Origin of the sequence: Intestinirhabdus alba, assembly GCF_009711095.1 — a bacterium.
Classification (GTDB): Bacteria; Pseudomonadota; Gammaproteobacteria; order Enterobacterales; family Enterobacteriaceae; genus Intestinirhabdus; species Intestinirhabdus alba.
In genome coordinates, this window is record NZ_WMJZ01000012.1 from 17420 (window position 1) to 33036 (window position 15617).

A 15617-nucleotide genomic window follows, 5' to 3' on the forward strand; every position below is an offset into this window, starting at 1 on the left:
TGTGTATATGCAATTAACAGATCGTGAATCATGAGATAAATAGCGCGTAAATTTGAGCGAAAGCAGGGTTTAAAGGCCCCGGGAGAATTACACTGCGGCTCTCCAACACCGGGATATTCTGACCATGCTGAACAGCTACCCCTTAGCCAAAGACCTGCAGGTGCTGGTCGAGATAGTTCATGCCGGAAGCTTTAGCGCTGCGGCGGCGGCGCTGGGACAGACGCCGGCCTTCGTGACCAAGCGGATTCAGATCCTTGAAACCACGCTATCCACCACGCTGCTCAGCCGCTCGGCAAGAGGCGTATCGCTGACCGAAAGCGGGCGGCGCTGCTATGAACAGGCGCTGACTATTCTCACCCAGTACCAGCGGCTGGTGGATGAAGTGACGCTGATCAAAACGCGGCCGGAAGGGATGATCCGCATTGGCTGCAGCTTCGGCTTTGGCCGCAGCTATATTGCGCCGGCTATTACGGAGCTTATGCGTAATTACCCTGAATTACAGGTGCACTTTGAACTCTTCGATCGGCAAATTGATCTGGTGCAGGATAATATCGATCTGGATATTCGTATCAATGACGATATTCCCGATTATTATATCGCGCATTTGTTAACGAAGAATAAAAGAATATTGTGCGCGGCACCGGCGTATTTACAAAAATATCCTGAGCCAAAAACGTTGCAGGAATTAAGCCGCCACGATTGCCTGGTGACAAAAGAGCGCGATATGACCCACGGCGTCTGGGAGCTGGGCAACGGCCAGGAGAAGAAATCGGTGAAGGTGAGCGGGCACCTCTCCTCCAACAGTGGCGAAATCGTGCTGCAGTGGGCGCTGGAAGGTAAGGGAATTATGCTGCGCTCCGAGTGGGACGTACAGCCGTTTCTCGACGACGGCAGGCTGGCGCGGGTGCTGCCGGAATACGCGCAGAGCGCCAATATCTGGGCGGTATACCGTGAACCGCTGTATCGCAGCGTGAAGCTGCGGGTGTGCGTGGAGTTTCTGGCGGCGTGGTGCCAGCAGCGGCTAGGCAAACCGCAGGAGGGGTATCAGCCGGCGCGGGCGTAACGGCGGCGAGCCGCAGCGCCGCATCAGGCGCTACGTGAATTACTCCGGATCGCGCTCGCGCTTCTTCTTCAGCTTGTGCCAGATTTTCGTCTCCTGGCGACGCCACAGGCGCTGGATGTTATCGTGATGGCGCAGCAGGATCAGGCAGGAAAGCATAGAGACCGGGAAGGTGAACTGCGGTTTAAACCACCAGACGTAAAACGGCGCAATCAGGGCGCTGACGATGGCTCCCAGCGAGGAGTAGCCGCTCAGCAGTACGGTGAGTAGCCAGGTGCCCGCCATAACGCCGGTTAAATCCCAGCCGATGGGGGCGATGGCACCAAACGCGGTGGCGACGCCCTTACCGCCCCGGAAGCCGAAAAAGACCGGCCAGATATGCCCCAGGCAGGCGGCGATGGCGATCAGGCCCAGCCAGAAAGGCGTGACGCCCAGCGCGTACGCGCCCCATACCGGCAGCATCCCCTTAAGAACGTCAAAAATCAGTACCGCGACGGCCGCTCCCTTGCCGCCGATTCGTAGCACGTTAGTTGCGCCGGGATTGCCGGAACCGCTCTGGCGCGGATCGGGCAAACCGGCAATGCGGCAGACCAGAATAGCACTGGAAATGGAGCCGCAGAGATACGCGAAAAGGATCATTCCAGGCGCGATTGCACTCATAAGCTGTTCCGTTTTGAAAATGTCGTTTTAAACGCTACTTCTGTGGATAATACGCATATTTAGCCGGAAGTGGTATCCGGGTTAGCCAAAAAGCAGGCAGGGCGTGATGGATATTGTATTTATAGAGCAACTTTCGGTCATTACCACCATCGGGGTTTATGACTGGGAACAGACCATCGAGCAGAAGCTGGTGTTCGATATAGAAATGGCATGGGACAACCGTAAACCGGCCGCCAGCGACGACGTCGCCGACTGCCTGAGCTATGCGGACGTGGCCGGAGCGGTGATCGAGCACGTGGAGGGCGGGCGTTTTGCGCTGGTGGAGCGGGTTGCCGAAGAGGTGGCGGACCTGCTGCTCGGCCGCTTCGGCTCGCCGTGGGTGCGCATTAAGCTCAGTAAGCCCGGCGCGGTGGCGCGGGCGGCGAACGTCGGCGTTATCATTGAACGTGGCGAGAATCACAAAGAGAAATAATTAATTTCATCATCATTAAACTGAACGTATTTATCACGGTCTTAGAGCCGGTGTTATCAGGCGGCTTAAGCAGACCGTGATGCTTTACTGATTTATTTCTGACTTTTTAGGGGTTTATTGATGAGCGATATGCACTCGCTGCTGGTTGCAGCGCTGTTGGGCGTGGTCGAAGGATTGACGGAGTTTATGCCGGTGTCCAGCACGGGACACATGATCATTGTTGGTCATCTGCTGGGTTTTGAGGGCGAGACGGCAAAGACCTTTGAAGTGGTGATCCAACTGGGATCGATTCTGGCGGTGGTGGTGATGTTCTGGCGGCGTCTGTTCGGGCTTATCGGCATTCGCTTTGGCCGGGTGCCCCATGAGGGCGTCGGCAAAGGGCGGCTGACGCTGGGCCATATTCTGCTGGGGATGATACCGGCGGTGGCGCTGGGGCTGATTTTTCATAGCGCCATTAAATCGCTGTTTAACCCGATTAACGTGGTGTATGCCCTGGTGGCGGGCGGCCTGCTGCTGATTGTCGCCGAATGGCTGAAGCCGAAGACGCCCCGGGCGGCGGGGCTGGATGATATGAGCTATGGCCAGGCGTTTACCATCGGCTGCTTCCAGTGCCTGGCGCTGTGGCCCGGTTTCTCCCGCTCCGGCGCGACCATCTCCGGCGGGATGCTGATGGGGGTGAGCCGCTATGCCGCGTCGGAGTTCTCCTTTCTGCTGGCGGTGCCGATGATGATGGGGGCCACGGCGCTTGACCTCTACAAGAGCTGGGCGTTTCTGAGCGCCGCCGACCTGCCGATGTTCGCCGTTGGTTTTGTTACCGCCTTCATCGTGGCGCTGATCGCCATTAAAACCTTCCTGCAGCTGATTAAGCGTATCTCGTTTATCCCCTTTGCCATTTATCGCTTTATCGTGGCGGCCGCCGTTTACCTCGTTTTCCTCTGAGCAAAGCCCCGGGCGGCGTCCGCAGCCCATCGCGGGCACCGTCCGGAGCGTTCGGACGGTCAGGCCCCTGGATTGGGCTTCGGGCAGCGCAGCGCTTTCCAGTCGGCCAGCGCCGCGATGCGGCGGCGCGTCAGCTCTTCGCGAACGGCCGCGCCCTGAAACCCGGCCTCGATAACCGCCTTTGTCGGCACCGCCTGCGCCACCTGCCAGGCTTCGCGCAGCCAGCGTCCCTGAGGATAATCCGCCGTTTCAAAGCCGGTGCGGCCGCGCATGTCGGCCTCGCTGGTCAGCGCTATCTGTCCGACGCGCTGCGGCTTGCGCCAGGCGTCAATGGAATCAAAAATCTTAACGATGGTTTTGGGCTGCAGGCCCGGGAAGGTATGGATGAGATCGTGAAACTCCGCCACCAGCCTCGCCAGGTCGCGAATCTCATTGGGCACCCGCAGGCGCTGGCACAGCTGCTCCACCAGCCTGACGCCGGCCGGGCCGTGTCCGTGGTGGCGGGGCCAAAGTTCCGGAGGCGTTAAGCCTTTGCCCAGATCGTGGCACAGCGTGGCAAAGCGCACGTCCACCTCCGGGCTGAGCATGGCGGCCATCGACAGCGTCATCAGCGTATGCACGCCGGTGTCGATTTCCGGATGCCACTTTGGCGGAGCCGGGACGCCAAACAGTGCGTCTATCTCCGGGAACAGAACGCCCAGCGCGTCGCAGTCGCGTAAAGCCTGAAAATAGACCTGCGGGTTGCGGGTAGTCAGGGCGCTTTCCGTCTCTTTCCAGACCCGCTCGGGCGTCAGGTGTTCAAGCTCGCCGGCGTGGGACATCTCGCGCATTAGCGCCAGCGTCTCGTCGGCGATGCGGAATCCGAGGTGGGCGTAGCGGGCGGCAAAGCGCGCCACCCGCAGCACCCGCAGCGGATCTTCGCTAAAGGCGCAGGAGACATGACGCAGCAGGCGCGCCTGTAAATCGCCACGCCCGCCGTAAGGGTCGACGATCTCGCCGCGATCGTCCTGCGCCAGAGCGTTAATGGTCAGGTCGCGGCGCTGCAGATCCTCTTCCAGGGTGACGTCCGGCGCGGCATAGCAGGTAAACCCGGTATACCCGGAGCCGGATTTGCGCTCGGTACGCGCCAGCGCGTACTCCTCGTGAGTTTGCGGATGAAGGAATACGGGGAAATCGCGGCCTACCTGCTGGTAGCCCGCGTCGAGCAGCTGCTGCGGTGTTGCACCAACCACCACCCAGTCCTTATCTTTGATCGGTAACCCTAATAACGCATCCCGAACCGCACCGCCGACCAGATAAACCTTCACTCACATCACCTCTACTGAAAAATACACGTTCTCTCTCCGTCCTGGTTCAGGCCGCATACGCATTAGCGACATGTTTACCTGGCTCATCCATGACTCTCGCCCCGAGGGGCCAGCGCTGCGGCTGTCGCTCATTAAACCCCAGTGCTTACTGGAGTAAGTGACCGGGGTGAGCGAGGACAAATCGGCTTAGCCGATTTGAACGCCGCTGGCGGCGGCTCTTCAGGGTGAGGCCCCCGGGCCGAATAAAGCCAGCGCACATGCGACCTGAAGTATGACGGGTATAAGCATATGTCAGCATGGTGGAGAAGGCGATTTAGTTCATCCAGCGATCCTTGCGCTTGCGGCTGGGGAGCATGTGCGGCAGCACCAGACCGAGCAGCAGGCCCAGTCCGAGCACCCCACCGCCATACATAAACCACTGCATAATGATGGTGCGCTGCTTGTCGTCAAGCTGCAGGTTGGCGGCGCTGACCTTTTTCTGGGCCACGATCAGCTCGTTTTTCAGCTTCTGGTTCTCTTCCTTCAGCCCGCCGATCACGCTGTCGCTCTGGGCCACCTTCTGCTGCATATCGGCGGTGCGCTGGTTCCAGGTGGTGTCGATGTTGTTAAGCTTGTCGGTCAGGCTCCGGACCTGCTTTTCGAGGTCCGGCACGCGAATACGCAGGCTTGGCGTGGTGTTCAGCTCTTTCAGCGGGATCCAGGCGGTGCGGCCGGAGGCATCTTTTATCTGCGCGTAGTTGCTGCCGGAATCGGTCTGCAGCAGAGTGACCTCCTCGCCGGCCCTGACCGTCCCCATAAGGCGATAATTATCACCCGGGCCGCTGCGGACCCAGGTGTTCAGTTCGTCAGTGACATAGCGCTTTTCTTCGGCGTGAGCGACGGCGGTAGCGCTAAGCGCAAGTAAAGTTAATCCAATGAGGCGTAATTTTGGCATCAGGCTGTCGTTATTGTCTTAAAAAGTGGAACGATAGTAGTGGTATCAGTGTCTCCAGGCAAAGCTTTCGACAGCAATCGGAATCCTCTGTGTCAGTTCCGCCACTCCTGGGAACTTTTACGCCCGTCAAATAGCCGGTTTCATGGCAATTTGGCGCAAAATACGGTACACCAGACCCTTCGGGGCGTCGGGGAGCGCATCTCCCGGCGCGTACGTCCGGTACGCCGCCGACGCTGGCAACTAAAGAGGCAGCCCGAAGGATAGCGTGCTTATTTACTGACAAAAAAGATCGGATTAAGTTCGTCGACAATCTTCCCGAATGTGACACAACCACTAAGTACAAGGCCATGGCTCAGGAAATCGAATTAAAGTTTATTGTCAGTCACGACGCCATAGAGGCGCTGCGCGACTATCTGCAGACTCTCGGCGGCGAGCACCACGCGCCGGTTCAGCTGCGCAATATTTATTATGAAACCGCGGACGGCTGGCTGCGCGCTCACGATATGGGGCTGCGTATTCGCGGTGAGGATGGGCGCTATGAGATGACCATGAAGACCGCCGGGCGGACCATCGGCGGGCTGCATCAGCGCCCGGAATATAACGTTCCCCTGAGCGGGCCGGCGCTGGAGCTGGACCGTTTTCCGGCGGAGGTCTGGCCGGGCGGCGAGCTGCCGGCGGATCTTGCCGGGCGGACGCAGCCGCTGTTCAGCACCGACTTTTGCCGTGAAAAATGGCAGCTCGATATGGACGACAGCCGGATTGAAATTGCTCTCGACCTCGGCGAGATTGCGGCGGGCGCGCTTGCCGAGCCGCTCTGCGAGCTGGAGCTTGAGCTGCTGAGCGGCGAAACCCGGGCGGTACTGGCGCTGGCAAACCAGCTGGTTTCGCAGGCGGGGCTGCGTCTGGGCAGCCTGAGCAAGGCGGCGCGCGGTTATCATCTGGCCCAGGGCAATGCGCCGCGAAGCATCGTGCCGACGACGGTGTTGAAAATGCCGCCTAAAGCCAGCGTTGAACAGGGGCTGGAAGCGGCCCTGGCGCTGGGACTGGCGCAGTGGCAGCGTCATGAGGAACTATGGGTTCGCGGCGACGAGGCGGCGAAGGCAGCGGTGCTGGAGGCCACAGGGCTGATACGTCACGCGCTGGGGCTGTTTGGCGGCATTATTCCGCGTAAAGCGAGCGCTTACTTACGCGAGTGCCTGACCCTGGCGGAAGCGGAGATCGCCTCCGGAACCTCAGCGGTAACGGCGGTTTACAGCCCGCACACGGTCCGGGCGCAGCTGGCGCTGACCGAATGGCTGGCCACCTGCGGCTGGCGGCCGTTCCTGGATGCCAAAGGGCAGGATAAAATCGCCCATTCCTTTAAGCGTTTCGCCGATATTCACCTTTCGCGCACCGCCGCCGGGCTAAAAAGTGATTTTGGCCGGCCGCTGGGCGATAAATATCGCGATCGGCTGCCGCGGCTGAGCCGCGACATCGACTGCCTGCTGCTGCTGGCGGGCTATTACGAGTCTCCGGTGGTTGAGGCGTGGCTGGAAAACTGGCGCGGGCTGCGTCACGCTATCGTCACCGGCCAGCCCATTGAAATTGAACATTTCCGTAATGAGGCAATCTGCCTCCAGCCCTTCTGGCTGCACAGCGGAAAACGATAAGACAAGGACGGATCTTTTATGAAGCCGCTTTCTCCACCGCTACAGCAGCACTGGCAGAGTATTTCCGGAGGCCTGCCGGGGGCTCTGGCCGGGACGAGCATTAGCGCTGAGGCGAAGTCAGTGCTTACTTTTAGTGATTTTGCGCGGGACAGCGCGACGGCCCATCCCGACTGGCTGACGGCGCTGGAGAGCGCGTCACCGGAGGCCGATGAATGGCGGCACTATGCCGGCTGGCTGCAGGAGGCGCTGGCTGCGGTCGCTGATGAAGCCGCGCTGATGCGCGAGCTGCGGCTGTTCCGTCGACGGATAATGCTGCGCATCGCCTGGGCGCAGGCGCTGTCGCGGGTGCCTGACGAGGTGATATTACAGCAGCTCAGCCAACTGGCGGAGACGCTGATCGTCGCCGCCCGCGACTGGCTGTATGCCGCCTGCTGCCGTGAATGGGGGACGCCCTGTAGCCGGGAGGGCGTGGCCCAGCCGCTGCTGATCCTCGGGATGGGCAAGCTGGGCGGCAGCGAGCTGAACTTCTCTTCGGACATCGACCTGATCTTCGCTTGGCCGGAGCACGGTGCCACCCGGGGCGGGCGTCGTGAACTGGATAATGCTCAGTTCTTTACGCGCATGGGCCAGCGGCTGATCAAGGTGCTGGATCAGCCCACAATGGACGGCTTTGTCTATCGCGTCGATATGCGCCTGCGCCCGTTTGGCGACAGCGGCCCGCTGGTGCTGAGCTTTGCCGCGCTGGAGGATTATTACCAGGAGCAGGGGCGCGACTGGGAGCGCTACGCCATGGTTAAGGCGCGCATTATGGGCGACGACGGCGGCCGCTACGCCGACGAGCTGCGCGCCATGCTGCGCCCCTTTGTTTTCCGCCGCTATATCGACTTCAGCGTTATCCAGTCCCTGCGCAGCATGAAGGGAATGATTGCCCGCGAGGTGCGGCGGCGCGGCCTGAAGGACAATATTAAGCTCGGCGCGGGCGGCATCCGCGAGATTGAATTTATCGTGCAGGTGTTCCAGCTGATTCGCGGCGGGCGCGAGCCGACGCTGCAGTCCCGCTCGCTGCTGCCGACCCTGAGCGCCATCGCCGCGCTGCACCTGCTGCCGGAGCGCGACGTGGCGCAGCTGCGTGCGGCTTATCTGTTTTTGCGCCGTCTGGAAAATCTGCTGCAGAGCATTAATGACGAGCAGACCCAGACGCTGCCCGGCGACGCGCTGAACCGGGCGCGCCTGGCGTGGGGAATGAGCGTCGAGGGCTGGGAACGGCTGGCCGACCAGCTGACCGCACATATGGCGAACGTGCGCCGGGTCTTCAACGAGCTGATTGGCGACGACGAGGCCGACGCCCAGGAGTCCTCGCTGTCGGAGCAGTGGCGCGAGCTGTGGCAGGATGCGCTGCAGGAGGAGGACTCGCCCCCGACGCTGGCGCATCTTGCCGACGACGATCGCAGGCGGGTGCTGGCGCTGATCGCCGATTTCCGTAAGGAGCTGGACAAGCGTCCCGTCGGCCCGCGCGGTCGCCAGGTGCTTGACTCCCTGATGCCGCACCTGTTGAGCGATGTCTGCACCCGCGACGACGCCACCGTGCCGCTGTCGCGCATTACGCCGCTGCTGGTCGGCATCGTCACCCGCACCACTTATCTTGAGCTGCTCAGCGAGTTCCCCGGAGCCCTGAAGCACCTGATTTCGCTGTGTGCCGCCTCGCCGATGGTGGCCAGCCAGCTGGCCCGCTATCCGCTGCTGCTTGACGAACTGCTCGATCCCAACACCCTGTATCAACCCACCGCCACCGACGCCTACCGCGACGAGCTGCGGCAGTATCTGCTGCGGGTTGCGGAAGATGACGAGGAGCAGCGGCTGGAGGCGCTGCGCCAGTTTAAGCAGGCCCAGCAGCTGCGCATCGCCGCAGCGGATATCGCCGGTACGCTGCCGGTGATGAAGGTCAGCGATCATCTCACCTGGCTGGCGGAGGCGATAATTGACGCCGTGGTGCAGCAGGCCTGGACGCAGATGGTGGCGCGCTACGGCCTGCCGGGGCATCTCAGCGAGCGGGAAGGGCGCGGATTCGCAGTGGTTGGCTACGGCAAGCTGGGGGGCTGGGAGCTGGGCTACAGTTCCGATCTCGATCTGATCTTCCTGCACGACTGCCCGCTGGACGCGATGACCAACGGCGAACGCCAGATCGACGGACGGCAGTTCTATCTGCGCCTCGCCCAGCGCATTATGCATTTGTTCAGTACCCGCACCTCCTCCGGCATTCTTTATGAGGTGGACGCGCGGCTGCGCCCGTCCGGCGCGGCGGGAATGCTGGTCACGTCAGCGGAGGCCTTCGCCGATTACCAGAGAAACGAAGCCTGGACATGGGAGCATCAGGCTCTGGTACGCGCCCGGGTGGTCTACGGCGATTCGTCGCTTACCGCGCAGTTTGACGCGGTGCGTCGCGATATCCTGGCCCTGGCGCGGGACGGCGCGACGTTACGCACTGAGGTGCGCGAGATGCGCGAAAAGATGCGCGCTCATCTCAGCAACCGTCATCGCGATCGCTTTGATATCAAAGCGGATGAGGGGGGGATCACCGACATTGAGTTTATTACCCAATATCTGGTGCTGCGCTATGCCCATCAGAAGCCGAAGCTGACGCGCTGGTCGGATAACGTGCGCATTCTGCAGCTGCTGGCGCAGAACGGCATTATGGAGGAAGACGAAGCGGCGGCGCTTACCCGCGCCTATACCACGCTGCGCGATGCGCTGCACCGGCAGGCGCTGCAGGAGTTGCCGGGCCACGTCGCGCAGGAGCGCTTCAGCGCGGAGCGTACGCTGGTGCAGGCAAGCTGGCGGAAGTGGCTGGTAGCCGAATGAAATATGCTATTATCGCGCGCAAATTTTGAATCTCTCAGGAGACGGGAATGAAAGTAACGCTGCCAGAGTTTGAACGTGCTGGAGTCATGGTTGTTGGTGATGTGATGCTGGATCGCTACTGGTACGGGCCGACCAGCCGTATTTCGCCAGAAGCGCCGGTGCCCGTCGTCAAGGTGGATACCATTGAGGAACGCCCTGGCGGTGCGGCTAACGTGGCGATGAATATCGCCTCCCTGGGGGCCAGCTCCCGCCTTGTGGGGCTGACGGGCATCGATGATGCCGCCAGGGCGCTGAGCAAGACCCTGGCGGCGGTTAACGTCAAGTGCGACTTTGTATCGGTGCCGACGCACCCGACCATTACCAAGCTGCGCGTGCTCTCCCGTAACCAGCAGCTGATCCGCCTGGACTTCGAAGAGGGCTTTGAAGGGGTCGATCCGCAGCCGCTGCACGAGCGCATCAGCCAGGCGCTGGGTTCAATTGGCGCGCTGGTGCTTTCCGACTACGCCAAAGGCGCGCTGACCAGCATCCGCCAGATGATCCAGCTGGCGCGTCAGGCCGGGGTGCCGGTGCTGATTGACCCGAAAGGCACGGACTTTGAGCGCTATCGCGGTGCGACGCTGCTGACGCCGAACCTCTCCGAATTTGAAGCGGTGGCGGGGAAGTGCAAAAGCGAAGAGGAGATCGTGGCGCGCGGCATGAAGCTGATTGCCGATTTTGAGCTTTCCGCGCTGCTGGTGACCCGCTCCGAGCAGGGAATGACCCTGCTGCAGCCGGGGAAAGCGCCGCTGCATATGCCGACCCAGGCGCAGGAGGTGTATGACGTCACCGGCGCGGGCGATACGGTGATCGGCGTGTTGGCGGCGACGCTGGCGGCGGGCAACTCGCTTGAGGAGGCCTGCTTTTTCGCCAACGCGGCGGCGGGGGTGGTGGTCGGCAAGCTGGGCACCTCCACCGTTTCGCCCATCGAACTGGAAAATGCGGTGCGCGGTCGCGCTGAAACCGGCTTTGGCGTCATGACCGAGGAGGCGCTGCAGCAGGCCGTTGCCAGCGCCCGCAGGCGCGGCGAGAAGGTGGTGATGACCAACGGCGTGTTTGACATTCTGCATGCCGGCCATGTCTCCTACCTGGCTAACGCCCGCAGGCTGGGCGACCGCCTGATCGTCGCGGTGAACAGCGATGCCTCGACCCGGCGGCTGAAGGGCGAAACCCGTCCGGTGAATCCGCTGGAACAACGTATGATCGTGTTGAGCGCGCTGGAGGCGGTGGACTGGGTCGTTTCGTTTGAAGAGGATACGCCGCAGCGTCTGATTGCCGGAGTTCTGCCGGATCTGCTGGTCAAAGGCGGTGACTATAAGCCAGAAGAGATTGCGGGCAGTAAAGAGGTCTGGGCCAACGGCGGTGACGTGCTGGTGCTCAACTTTGAGGACGGCTGCTCCACCACCAACATTATCCGGAAAATTCAGAAAGAGGGCGACAGATAGCTGCCCGCAGGGCAGGTTCCGGCACATTAAAAAAGAACGCAGGCCGGGCGGTATACCCCTCCGGCCTTTTTAATGGAAACGGCGTATCAGACGTGTTCGTAATAGGGCGTGGCGCTGCCGGAGCATAGCCAGGGCTGAGAACGCTGAATGCCGTTCGGACCACGCCGTTCGCCGCTAAGAGGGCGTCACTACCTTGTTACGCGCCTTGCCACGGATCTGACCGCCCTTCGGCGACATTCACGCCCGGTCATTCGACGCCGCCTCTTCCAGGGGCGGGGCGACAGGCTGGTCGCTGCTCTCTCCCGACTTCAGCGGCCCGGTCAGCGCCGACAGCGAACCGCCGGAAAGTCCAATTTCATTCAGCAACGAGTCGATCAGCGGTGCCTGAGTGCGGTAAGAGAGCGCCGCAGAGAGCGCCTGCTCCGCGAGATTACCGCCGCTCGCGCCGGCGGCGGCAACGTCACCACCTGCGCCACTGCGGTTCAGGCCGTCAACCTGAAAGATTTTGATGCCGTCGATAGACTTCATCGGCTCAACGGATTTTTCTATCACCGCAGGCAGGGTCTGCAGCAGCGCCAGCTTGAATTTGAGGCTGGTCTGCCGATCGGAGAGTACGTTAATCGCATCGTTAAGCGCGCGCTGCGCTTCGGCTTCCGCCAGCCCTTTTTTACGTGTGGCCTCCGCCAGTTCGACGATAGCGGCCGCCTGCATCTCCGCCGCCTCCTTTTCGGCTTTCGCCCGCACGGTCAGCTCTACCGCCTGCGTTTCTGCATCCTGAGCGGCGGCGATCAGCGCAACCTGTTTGGCGCGATCCGCTTCCGCCGTCTGGCGGGTCGTTTCGACGTTCTGCTGAGCGCGAACCGCTTCGGCCAGCGCATCGTTAGCGCGCGCTTCCGCCTGGGACTGCTGTTCGGACTTGGCGGCAATGGCAATGGACTTGGTCTGGTTGGCGATTTCCGTCACCTGCTGCTGTTCGATCTCTTTAATCCGTACTTCGCGCTCGGCTTCGACCTTACGGGTACGAACCGCCTGCTCACGTTCAATTTCACTCTCCTGAATCTGCCGCTCTGCGAGAATACGGGTTTGCTCTGCCTCACGGTGGCGCTCGGCCTCAAAGGCGGCGATTTTCGCGTTCTGCTCGGCGGTGCGGGTTTTCACCTGCTGCTCCTGCTCAAGCGACATAAAGGCTTCCTGCTGCTCGATTTCCAGCTTGCGCGACAGGGCGTCGCGGTTCTTCTCACGTACCGCAACCTCCACGTCCTGCTCAACTTCGTTACGCTCGCGGCGACGGCGCTCCGTCTCCTGGGTCAGCTTGGTGAGACCTTCGGCGTCAAAGGCGTTGTTGGGGTTAAAATGCTCTTTGGAGGTCTGGTTAAAGTTGGTTAACGAGACGCTTTCCAGCTCCAGGCCGTTCTTGGAGAGGTCTTCTGCTACGGTATTCTGCACGCCCTGAACGAAGTTTTCGCGGGTGTCCTGCAGTTCGTGCATGGTCATTTGAGCGGCGGTGGCGCGCAGGGCATCAACAAACTTATCTTCCACCAGCATGCGTAAATCTTCCGGCGACAGCGTACGCTGCCCCAGCGTCTGGGCGGCGGTGGCGATCCCCTCGACGGACGGTTTTACCCGCACGAAGAAGGCGACAACCACGTCAACGCGCATACGATCTTTGGTGATCAGGCTGTCGGCAGTGGAGCGGCTGACCTCCAGCTTAAGGGTATTCATATTAATAGGAATAATTTCGTGGAAGATGGGCATCACGATTGCGCCGCCGCTCATTACCACTTTTAGCCCACCGAGGCCGGTACGCACGAATGCCTGTTCTGCGGAGGCCCGACGATAAAGCCGGGCGAAAATAATGCCGACGATAAATATAACGATGACCGCAACCAGCGCGGTAAACATCCATGAGGGTAAAAAACCAAAAACATCATCCATTGTATGGGTCCCTATTGCGTAATAATAAATTTATAAAATATTCGGCCACGGGTTGAGTTCGGCTAAATAGCGCGTTGCGGAGAGCCGGCAGATAATCAGCACTTTGTCATCCTTTTTAAATGCCTTACCGGCCTCAGGTTCCAGCAGCAAATAGTGGATCTGGCCAAATTTATCGGTAAATTTCCCTTCACAGGGCGTGCCGGAAACCGCCGAGTGCCCGGTGACGATCGCCATCCGGCCAATAAACTCATCCTCGCCGATGGCGGTGGAGCTATCTACCGGCAGCCAGGGCGCAATGGCTTTACCGGTGTAATGCACCGCGAAAACAGAAAGAATAACGCTGACCGGCGCGAGCAGCAGATTACTGAGCGGGGCCTGCCAGAACGTGACCCAGACGTGCTGCGCCAGGATGCCGAACAGGCCGAACCAGCCGGCCAGCAGGCAGAGGACGATCAGGGCCGGTATGCGCCCGATGTGCAAATAGTGCAGCGCCTGGCCAATATTGCCAGAGTGCAGAGCGTCGTAGCCTTCAAGATGGGCATCCAGAGCGCCGGAAAGTAAGTGCCCGCAGACCAGTGAAATAATCTCCACTATACCGATAAGCAGGACAAAGGAAAGGGCGAACAGATAGGGGTTATTATAATCTGCAAACAGAACCATGCATACTTCCTCCGAAATCGGTATCTCTGTGAATAACGAAAGAATGTGAAACGGCGTTGACACAAAAGCCACAATAACATGTGTTGTCGCCATCGTTAAAACGAAAAAAATATTTTTGCTGTGATATTTGCGAGGTATATGTATTTGTGGTTCTTATTTGGTGTTTTTATTAATAAGCGCGGGATATCCGGGGGGAAAGGATAATCAGGCCGGACTGTTTCCAGGGCGCGGCAGGCGAAGGCCGACCCTGGGCAATATGCAATAGCGGGCCTTACGGCCCGTTATCTTTTACTCCTGCGGATCGACCGGCGGAATGGCGGGGGCGGGTTTGACTTCGGCAGGCGTTTCACGCGCCTCCAGTTCGCTGAGGCGCTGTTCGAGCAGCGCCAGCTTTTCGCGGGTGCGGAGCAGAACCTGGGTCTGGACATCGAATTCCTCACGGCTCACCAGGTCGAGACGTGTCAGCTGTGACTGCAGCGTCTGACGGATCTTCTTCTCGACGTCTTCCCCGAACTCCCGGATCCCTTTCGGCATCGACTCGTGAATCTGACGAGCGATCTGCTCAATTTTTTTCGGGTCAATCATAGTAGTTTCCCTGAACTGGTAAGTATTAGCTCTACATTGTAGTGCCATATCCGGGAGTCATAAACCAGAATAGTGTGAACTTCATCCGGGTAAAGGCGTTGATGGGGGCGATCAATAGCGTTATAGTTACCACGCTTATTCTCAGGGCGGGGCGAAATTCCCCACCGGCGGTAAATCAACTCAGGTTGAAAGCCCGCGAGCGCTTTGGGCACCTGCCCAAAGGACAGCAGATCCGGTGTAATTCCGGGGCCGACGGTTAGAGTCCGGATGGGAGAGAGTAACGATCCAGCCGGGCACGGACCCGCTCACGTTATTTTTTTGCCGCTTGTCGGCACTCCTAAGACTGCCCTGATTCTGGTAACCATAAATTTAGTGAGGTTTTTTTACCATGAATCAGACGCTACTTACCGCTTTTGGTGCGCCTTTTGAACGTGTTGAACATGCCCTGACCGCGCTGCGCGAAGGTCGTGGCGTAATGGTGCTGGACGATGAAGATCGCGAGAACGAAGGCGATATGATTTTTCCGGCGGAAACCATGACCGTTGAACAGATGGCCTTAACTATCCGCCACGGCAGCGGCATTGTTTGCCTGTGCCTTACCGAAGATCGCCGCCAGCAGCTCGACCTGCCGATGATGGTGGAAAATAATACCAGCGCCTACGGCACCGGTTTTACCGTGACCATCGAAGCGGCGGAAGGCGTGACGACCGGCGTATCCGCCGCTGACCGTCTTACCACCGTTCGTGCGGCGATCGCCGACGGCGCGAAGCCCTCCGATCTTAACCGCCCCGGACACGTTTTCCCGCTGCGGGCGCAGCCGGGCGGCGTTCTGACCCGCGGCGGCCATACCGAAGCCACTATCGACCTGATGACGCTGGCCGGGTTCAAACCCGCAGGCGTACTGTGCGAACTGACCAACGATGACGGCTCCATGGCCCGCACGGCGGAGTGCATCGAGTTTGCCCGCCAGCACAATATGGCGGTCGTCACCATTGAAGATCTGGTGACTTATCGGCAGGCGCACGAGCGTAAGGCAGGCTAACGGCGCGACGAAAAAAACCGAAGCCGGAATTCCG

General features: G+C 60.2%; 13 protein-coding genes and 1 riboswitch. Of the genes, 7 read left to right on the plus strand and 6 right to left on the minus strand.

Annotated elements, in window-relative coordinates; genetic code table 11:
* Positions 1-124: 124 nt before the first annotated feature.
* Positions 125-1063, plus strand: coding sequence for an L-tartrate utilization transcriptional activator TtdR (gene ttdR / locus GJV78_RS10275; protein WP_155108254.1), 939 nt, complete (start codon positions 125-127; stop codon positions 1061-1063).
* Between the two features lie 39 nt (positions 1064-1102).
* On the opposite strand, the gene plsY is transcribed toward ttdR, so the two are convergent.
* Positions 1103-1720 (minus strand): glycerol-3-phosphate 1-O-acyltransferase PlsY, encoded by a 618-nt coding sequence (plsY, locus tag GJV78_RS10280; protein ID WP_155108255.1) that lies wholly within the window; start codon positions 1718-1720, stop codon positions 1103-1105.
* Between the two features lie 106 nt (positions 1721-1826).
* On the opposite strand from plsY, the gene folB reads away from it, so the two are divergent.
* Both folB and bacA read left to right on the plus strand, forming a co-directional pair.
* Positions 1827-2192: a bifunctional dihydroneopterin aldolase/7,8-dihydroneopterin epimerase gene (gene folB, locus GJV78_RS10285; protein WP_155108256.1), complete on the plus strand. Its 366-nt coding sequence runs from the start codon at positions 1827-1829 to the stop codon at positions 2190-2192.
* A 120-nt stretch (positions 2193-2312) separates the two neighbouring features.
* Positions 2313-3131: an undecaprenyl-diphosphate phosphatase gene (gene bacA, locus GJV78_RS10290; protein WP_155108257.1), complete on the plus strand. Its 819-nt coding sequence runs from the start codon at positions 2313-2315 to the stop codon at positions 3129-3131.
* 59 nt (positions 3132-3190) lie between these two features.
* Here the strand turns inward: bacA and GJV78_RS10295 are convergent, their stop codons facing one another.
* Positions 3191-4438 carry a multifunctional CCA addition/repair protein gene (locus GJV78_RS10295; RefSeq protein WP_167519501.1) on the minus strand — a complete coding sequence of 416 codons (1248 nt, stop codon included), beginning with the start codon at positions 4436-4438 and terminating at the stop codon, positions 3191-3193.
* A 313-nt stretch (positions 4439-4751) separates the two neighbouring features.
* Positions 4752-5372 carry a TIGR04211 family SH3 domain-containing protein gene (locus GJV78_RS10300; protein WP_155108258.1) on the minus strand — a complete coding sequence of 207 codons (621 nt, stop codon included), beginning with the start codon at positions 5370-5372 and terminating at the stop codon, positions 4752-4754.
* Positions 5373-5719: 347 nt separating this feature from the next.
* Here GJV78_RS10300 and GJV78_RS10305 point away from each other — a divergent pair, with 347 nt between their 5' ends.
* From GJV78_RS10305 to hldE, 3 genes are read left to right on the plus strand one after another with little or no spacing between them, the layout of a single operon-like run.
* Positions 5720-7021: a CYTH domain-containing protein gene (locus GJV78_RS10305; protein ID WP_155108259.1), complete on the plus strand. Its 1302-nt coding sequence runs from the start codon at positions 5720-5722 to the stop codon at positions 7019-7021.
* Positions 7022-7039: 18 nt separating this feature from the next.
* Positions 7040-9880: a bifunctional [glutamate--ammonia ligase]-adenylyl-L-tyrosine phosphorylase/[glutamate--ammonia-ligase] adenylyltransferase gene (gene glnE / locus GJV78_RS10310; RefSeq protein WP_155108260.1), complete on the plus strand. Its 2841-nt coding sequence runs from the start codon at positions 7040-7042 to the stop codon at positions 9878-9880.
* A gap of 47 nt (positions 9881-9927) precedes the next feature.
* The gene (gene hldE, locus GJV78_RS10315; protein WP_155108261.1) at positions 9928-11361 is read left to right on the plus strand and encodes a bifunctional D-glycero-beta-D-manno-heptose-7-phosphate kinase/D-glycero-beta-D-manno-heptose 1-phosphate adenylyltransferase HldE; all 1434 of its coding nucleotides are present in this window, start codon (positions 9928-9930) and stop codon (positions 11359-11361) included.
* A 237-nt stretch (positions 11362-11598) separates the two neighbouring features.
* Here hldE and GJV78_RS10320 read toward each other — a convergent pair whose 3' ends face one another.
* The 3 genes from GJV78_RS10320 to ubiK form a co-directional block, all read right to left on the minus strand.
* On the minus strand, positions 11599-13296 hold the full coding sequence (locus GJV78_RS10320) for a flotillin family protein (protein WP_155108262.1): 1698 nt from the start codon (positions 13294-13296) through the stop codon (positions 11599-11601).
* A gap of 30 nt (positions 13297-13326) precedes the next feature.
* Entirely contained in the window at positions 13327-13956 is a 630-nt protein-coding gene (locus tag GJV78_RS10325; RefSeq protein ID WP_155108263.1) for an OB-fold-containig protein, read from the minus strand.
* A 288-nt stretch (positions 13957-14244) separates the two neighbouring features.
* Complete coding sequence (gene ubiK, locus GJV78_RS10330; RefSeq protein ID WP_155108264.1) at positions 14245-14541, minus strand: ubiquinone biosynthesis accessory factor UbiK; 297 nt, start codon at positions 14539-14541, stop codon at positions 14245-14247.
* A 133-nt stretch (positions 14542-14674) separates the two neighbouring features.
* Positions 14675-14824: riboswitch (FMN riboswitch) on the plus strand.
* 105 nt (positions 14825-14929) lie between these two features.
* Here ubiK and ribB point away from each other — a divergent pair.
* A complete protein-coding gene (ribB, locus tag GJV78_RS10335) occupies positions 14930-15583 on the plus strand; it encodes a 3,4-dihydroxy-2-butanone-4-phosphate synthase (protein WP_155108265.1) in 654 nt (217 codons plus the stop codon).
* Positions 15584-15617 lie beyond the last annotated feature (34 nt).

Excerpts from the sequence above, each read along its gene's own strand:
- hldE (WP_155108261.1), top strand. The coding sequence starts at position 9,928 with ATGAAAGTAACGCTGCCAGAGTTTGAACGTGCTGGAGTCATGGTTGTT.
- GJV78_RS10300 (WP_155108258.1), bottom strand. The coding sequence starts at position 5,372 with ATGCCAAAATTACGCCTCATTGGATTAACTTTACTTGCGCTTAGCGCT.
- bacA (WP_155108257.1), top strand. The coding sequence starts at position 2,313 with ATGAGCGATATGCACTCGCTGCTGGTTGCAGCGCTGTTGGGCGTGGTC.
- folB (WP_155108256.1), top strand. The coding sequence starts at position 1,827 with ATGGATATTGTATTTATAGAGCAACTTTCGGTCATTACCACCATCGGG.
- ttdR (WP_155108254.1), top strand. The coding sequence starts at position 125 with ATGCTGAACAGCTACCCCTTAGCCAAAGACCTGCAGGTGCTGGTCGAG.
- plsY (WP_155108255.1), bottom strand. The coding sequence starts at position 1,720 with ATGAGTGCAATCGCGCCTGGAATGATCCTTTTCGCGTATCTCTGCGGC.
- glnE (WP_155108260.1), top strand. The coding sequence starts at position 7,040 with ATGAAGCCGCTTTCTCCACCGCTACAGCAGCACTGGCAGAGTATTTCC.
- GJV78_RS10325 (WP_155108263.1), bottom strand. The coding sequence starts at position 13,956 with ATGGTTCTGTTTGCAGATTATAATAACCCCTATCTGTTCGCCCTTTCC.
- GJV78_RS10305 (WP_155108259.1), top strand. The coding sequence starts at position 5,720 with ATGGCTCAGGAAATCGAATTAAAGTTTATTGTCAGTCACGACGCCATA.
- ubiK (WP_155108264.1), bottom strand. The coding sequence starts at position 14,541 with ATGATTGACCCGAAAAAAATTGAGCAGATCGCTCGTCAGATTCACGAG.
- GJV78_RS10320 (WP_155108262.1), bottom strand. The coding sequence starts at position 13,296 with ATGGATGATGTTTTTGGTTTTTTACCCTCATGGATGTTTACCGCGCTG.
- ribB (WP_155108265.1), top strand. The coding sequence starts at position 14,930 with ATGAATCAGACGCTACTTACCGCTTTTGGTGCGCCTTTTGAACGTGTT.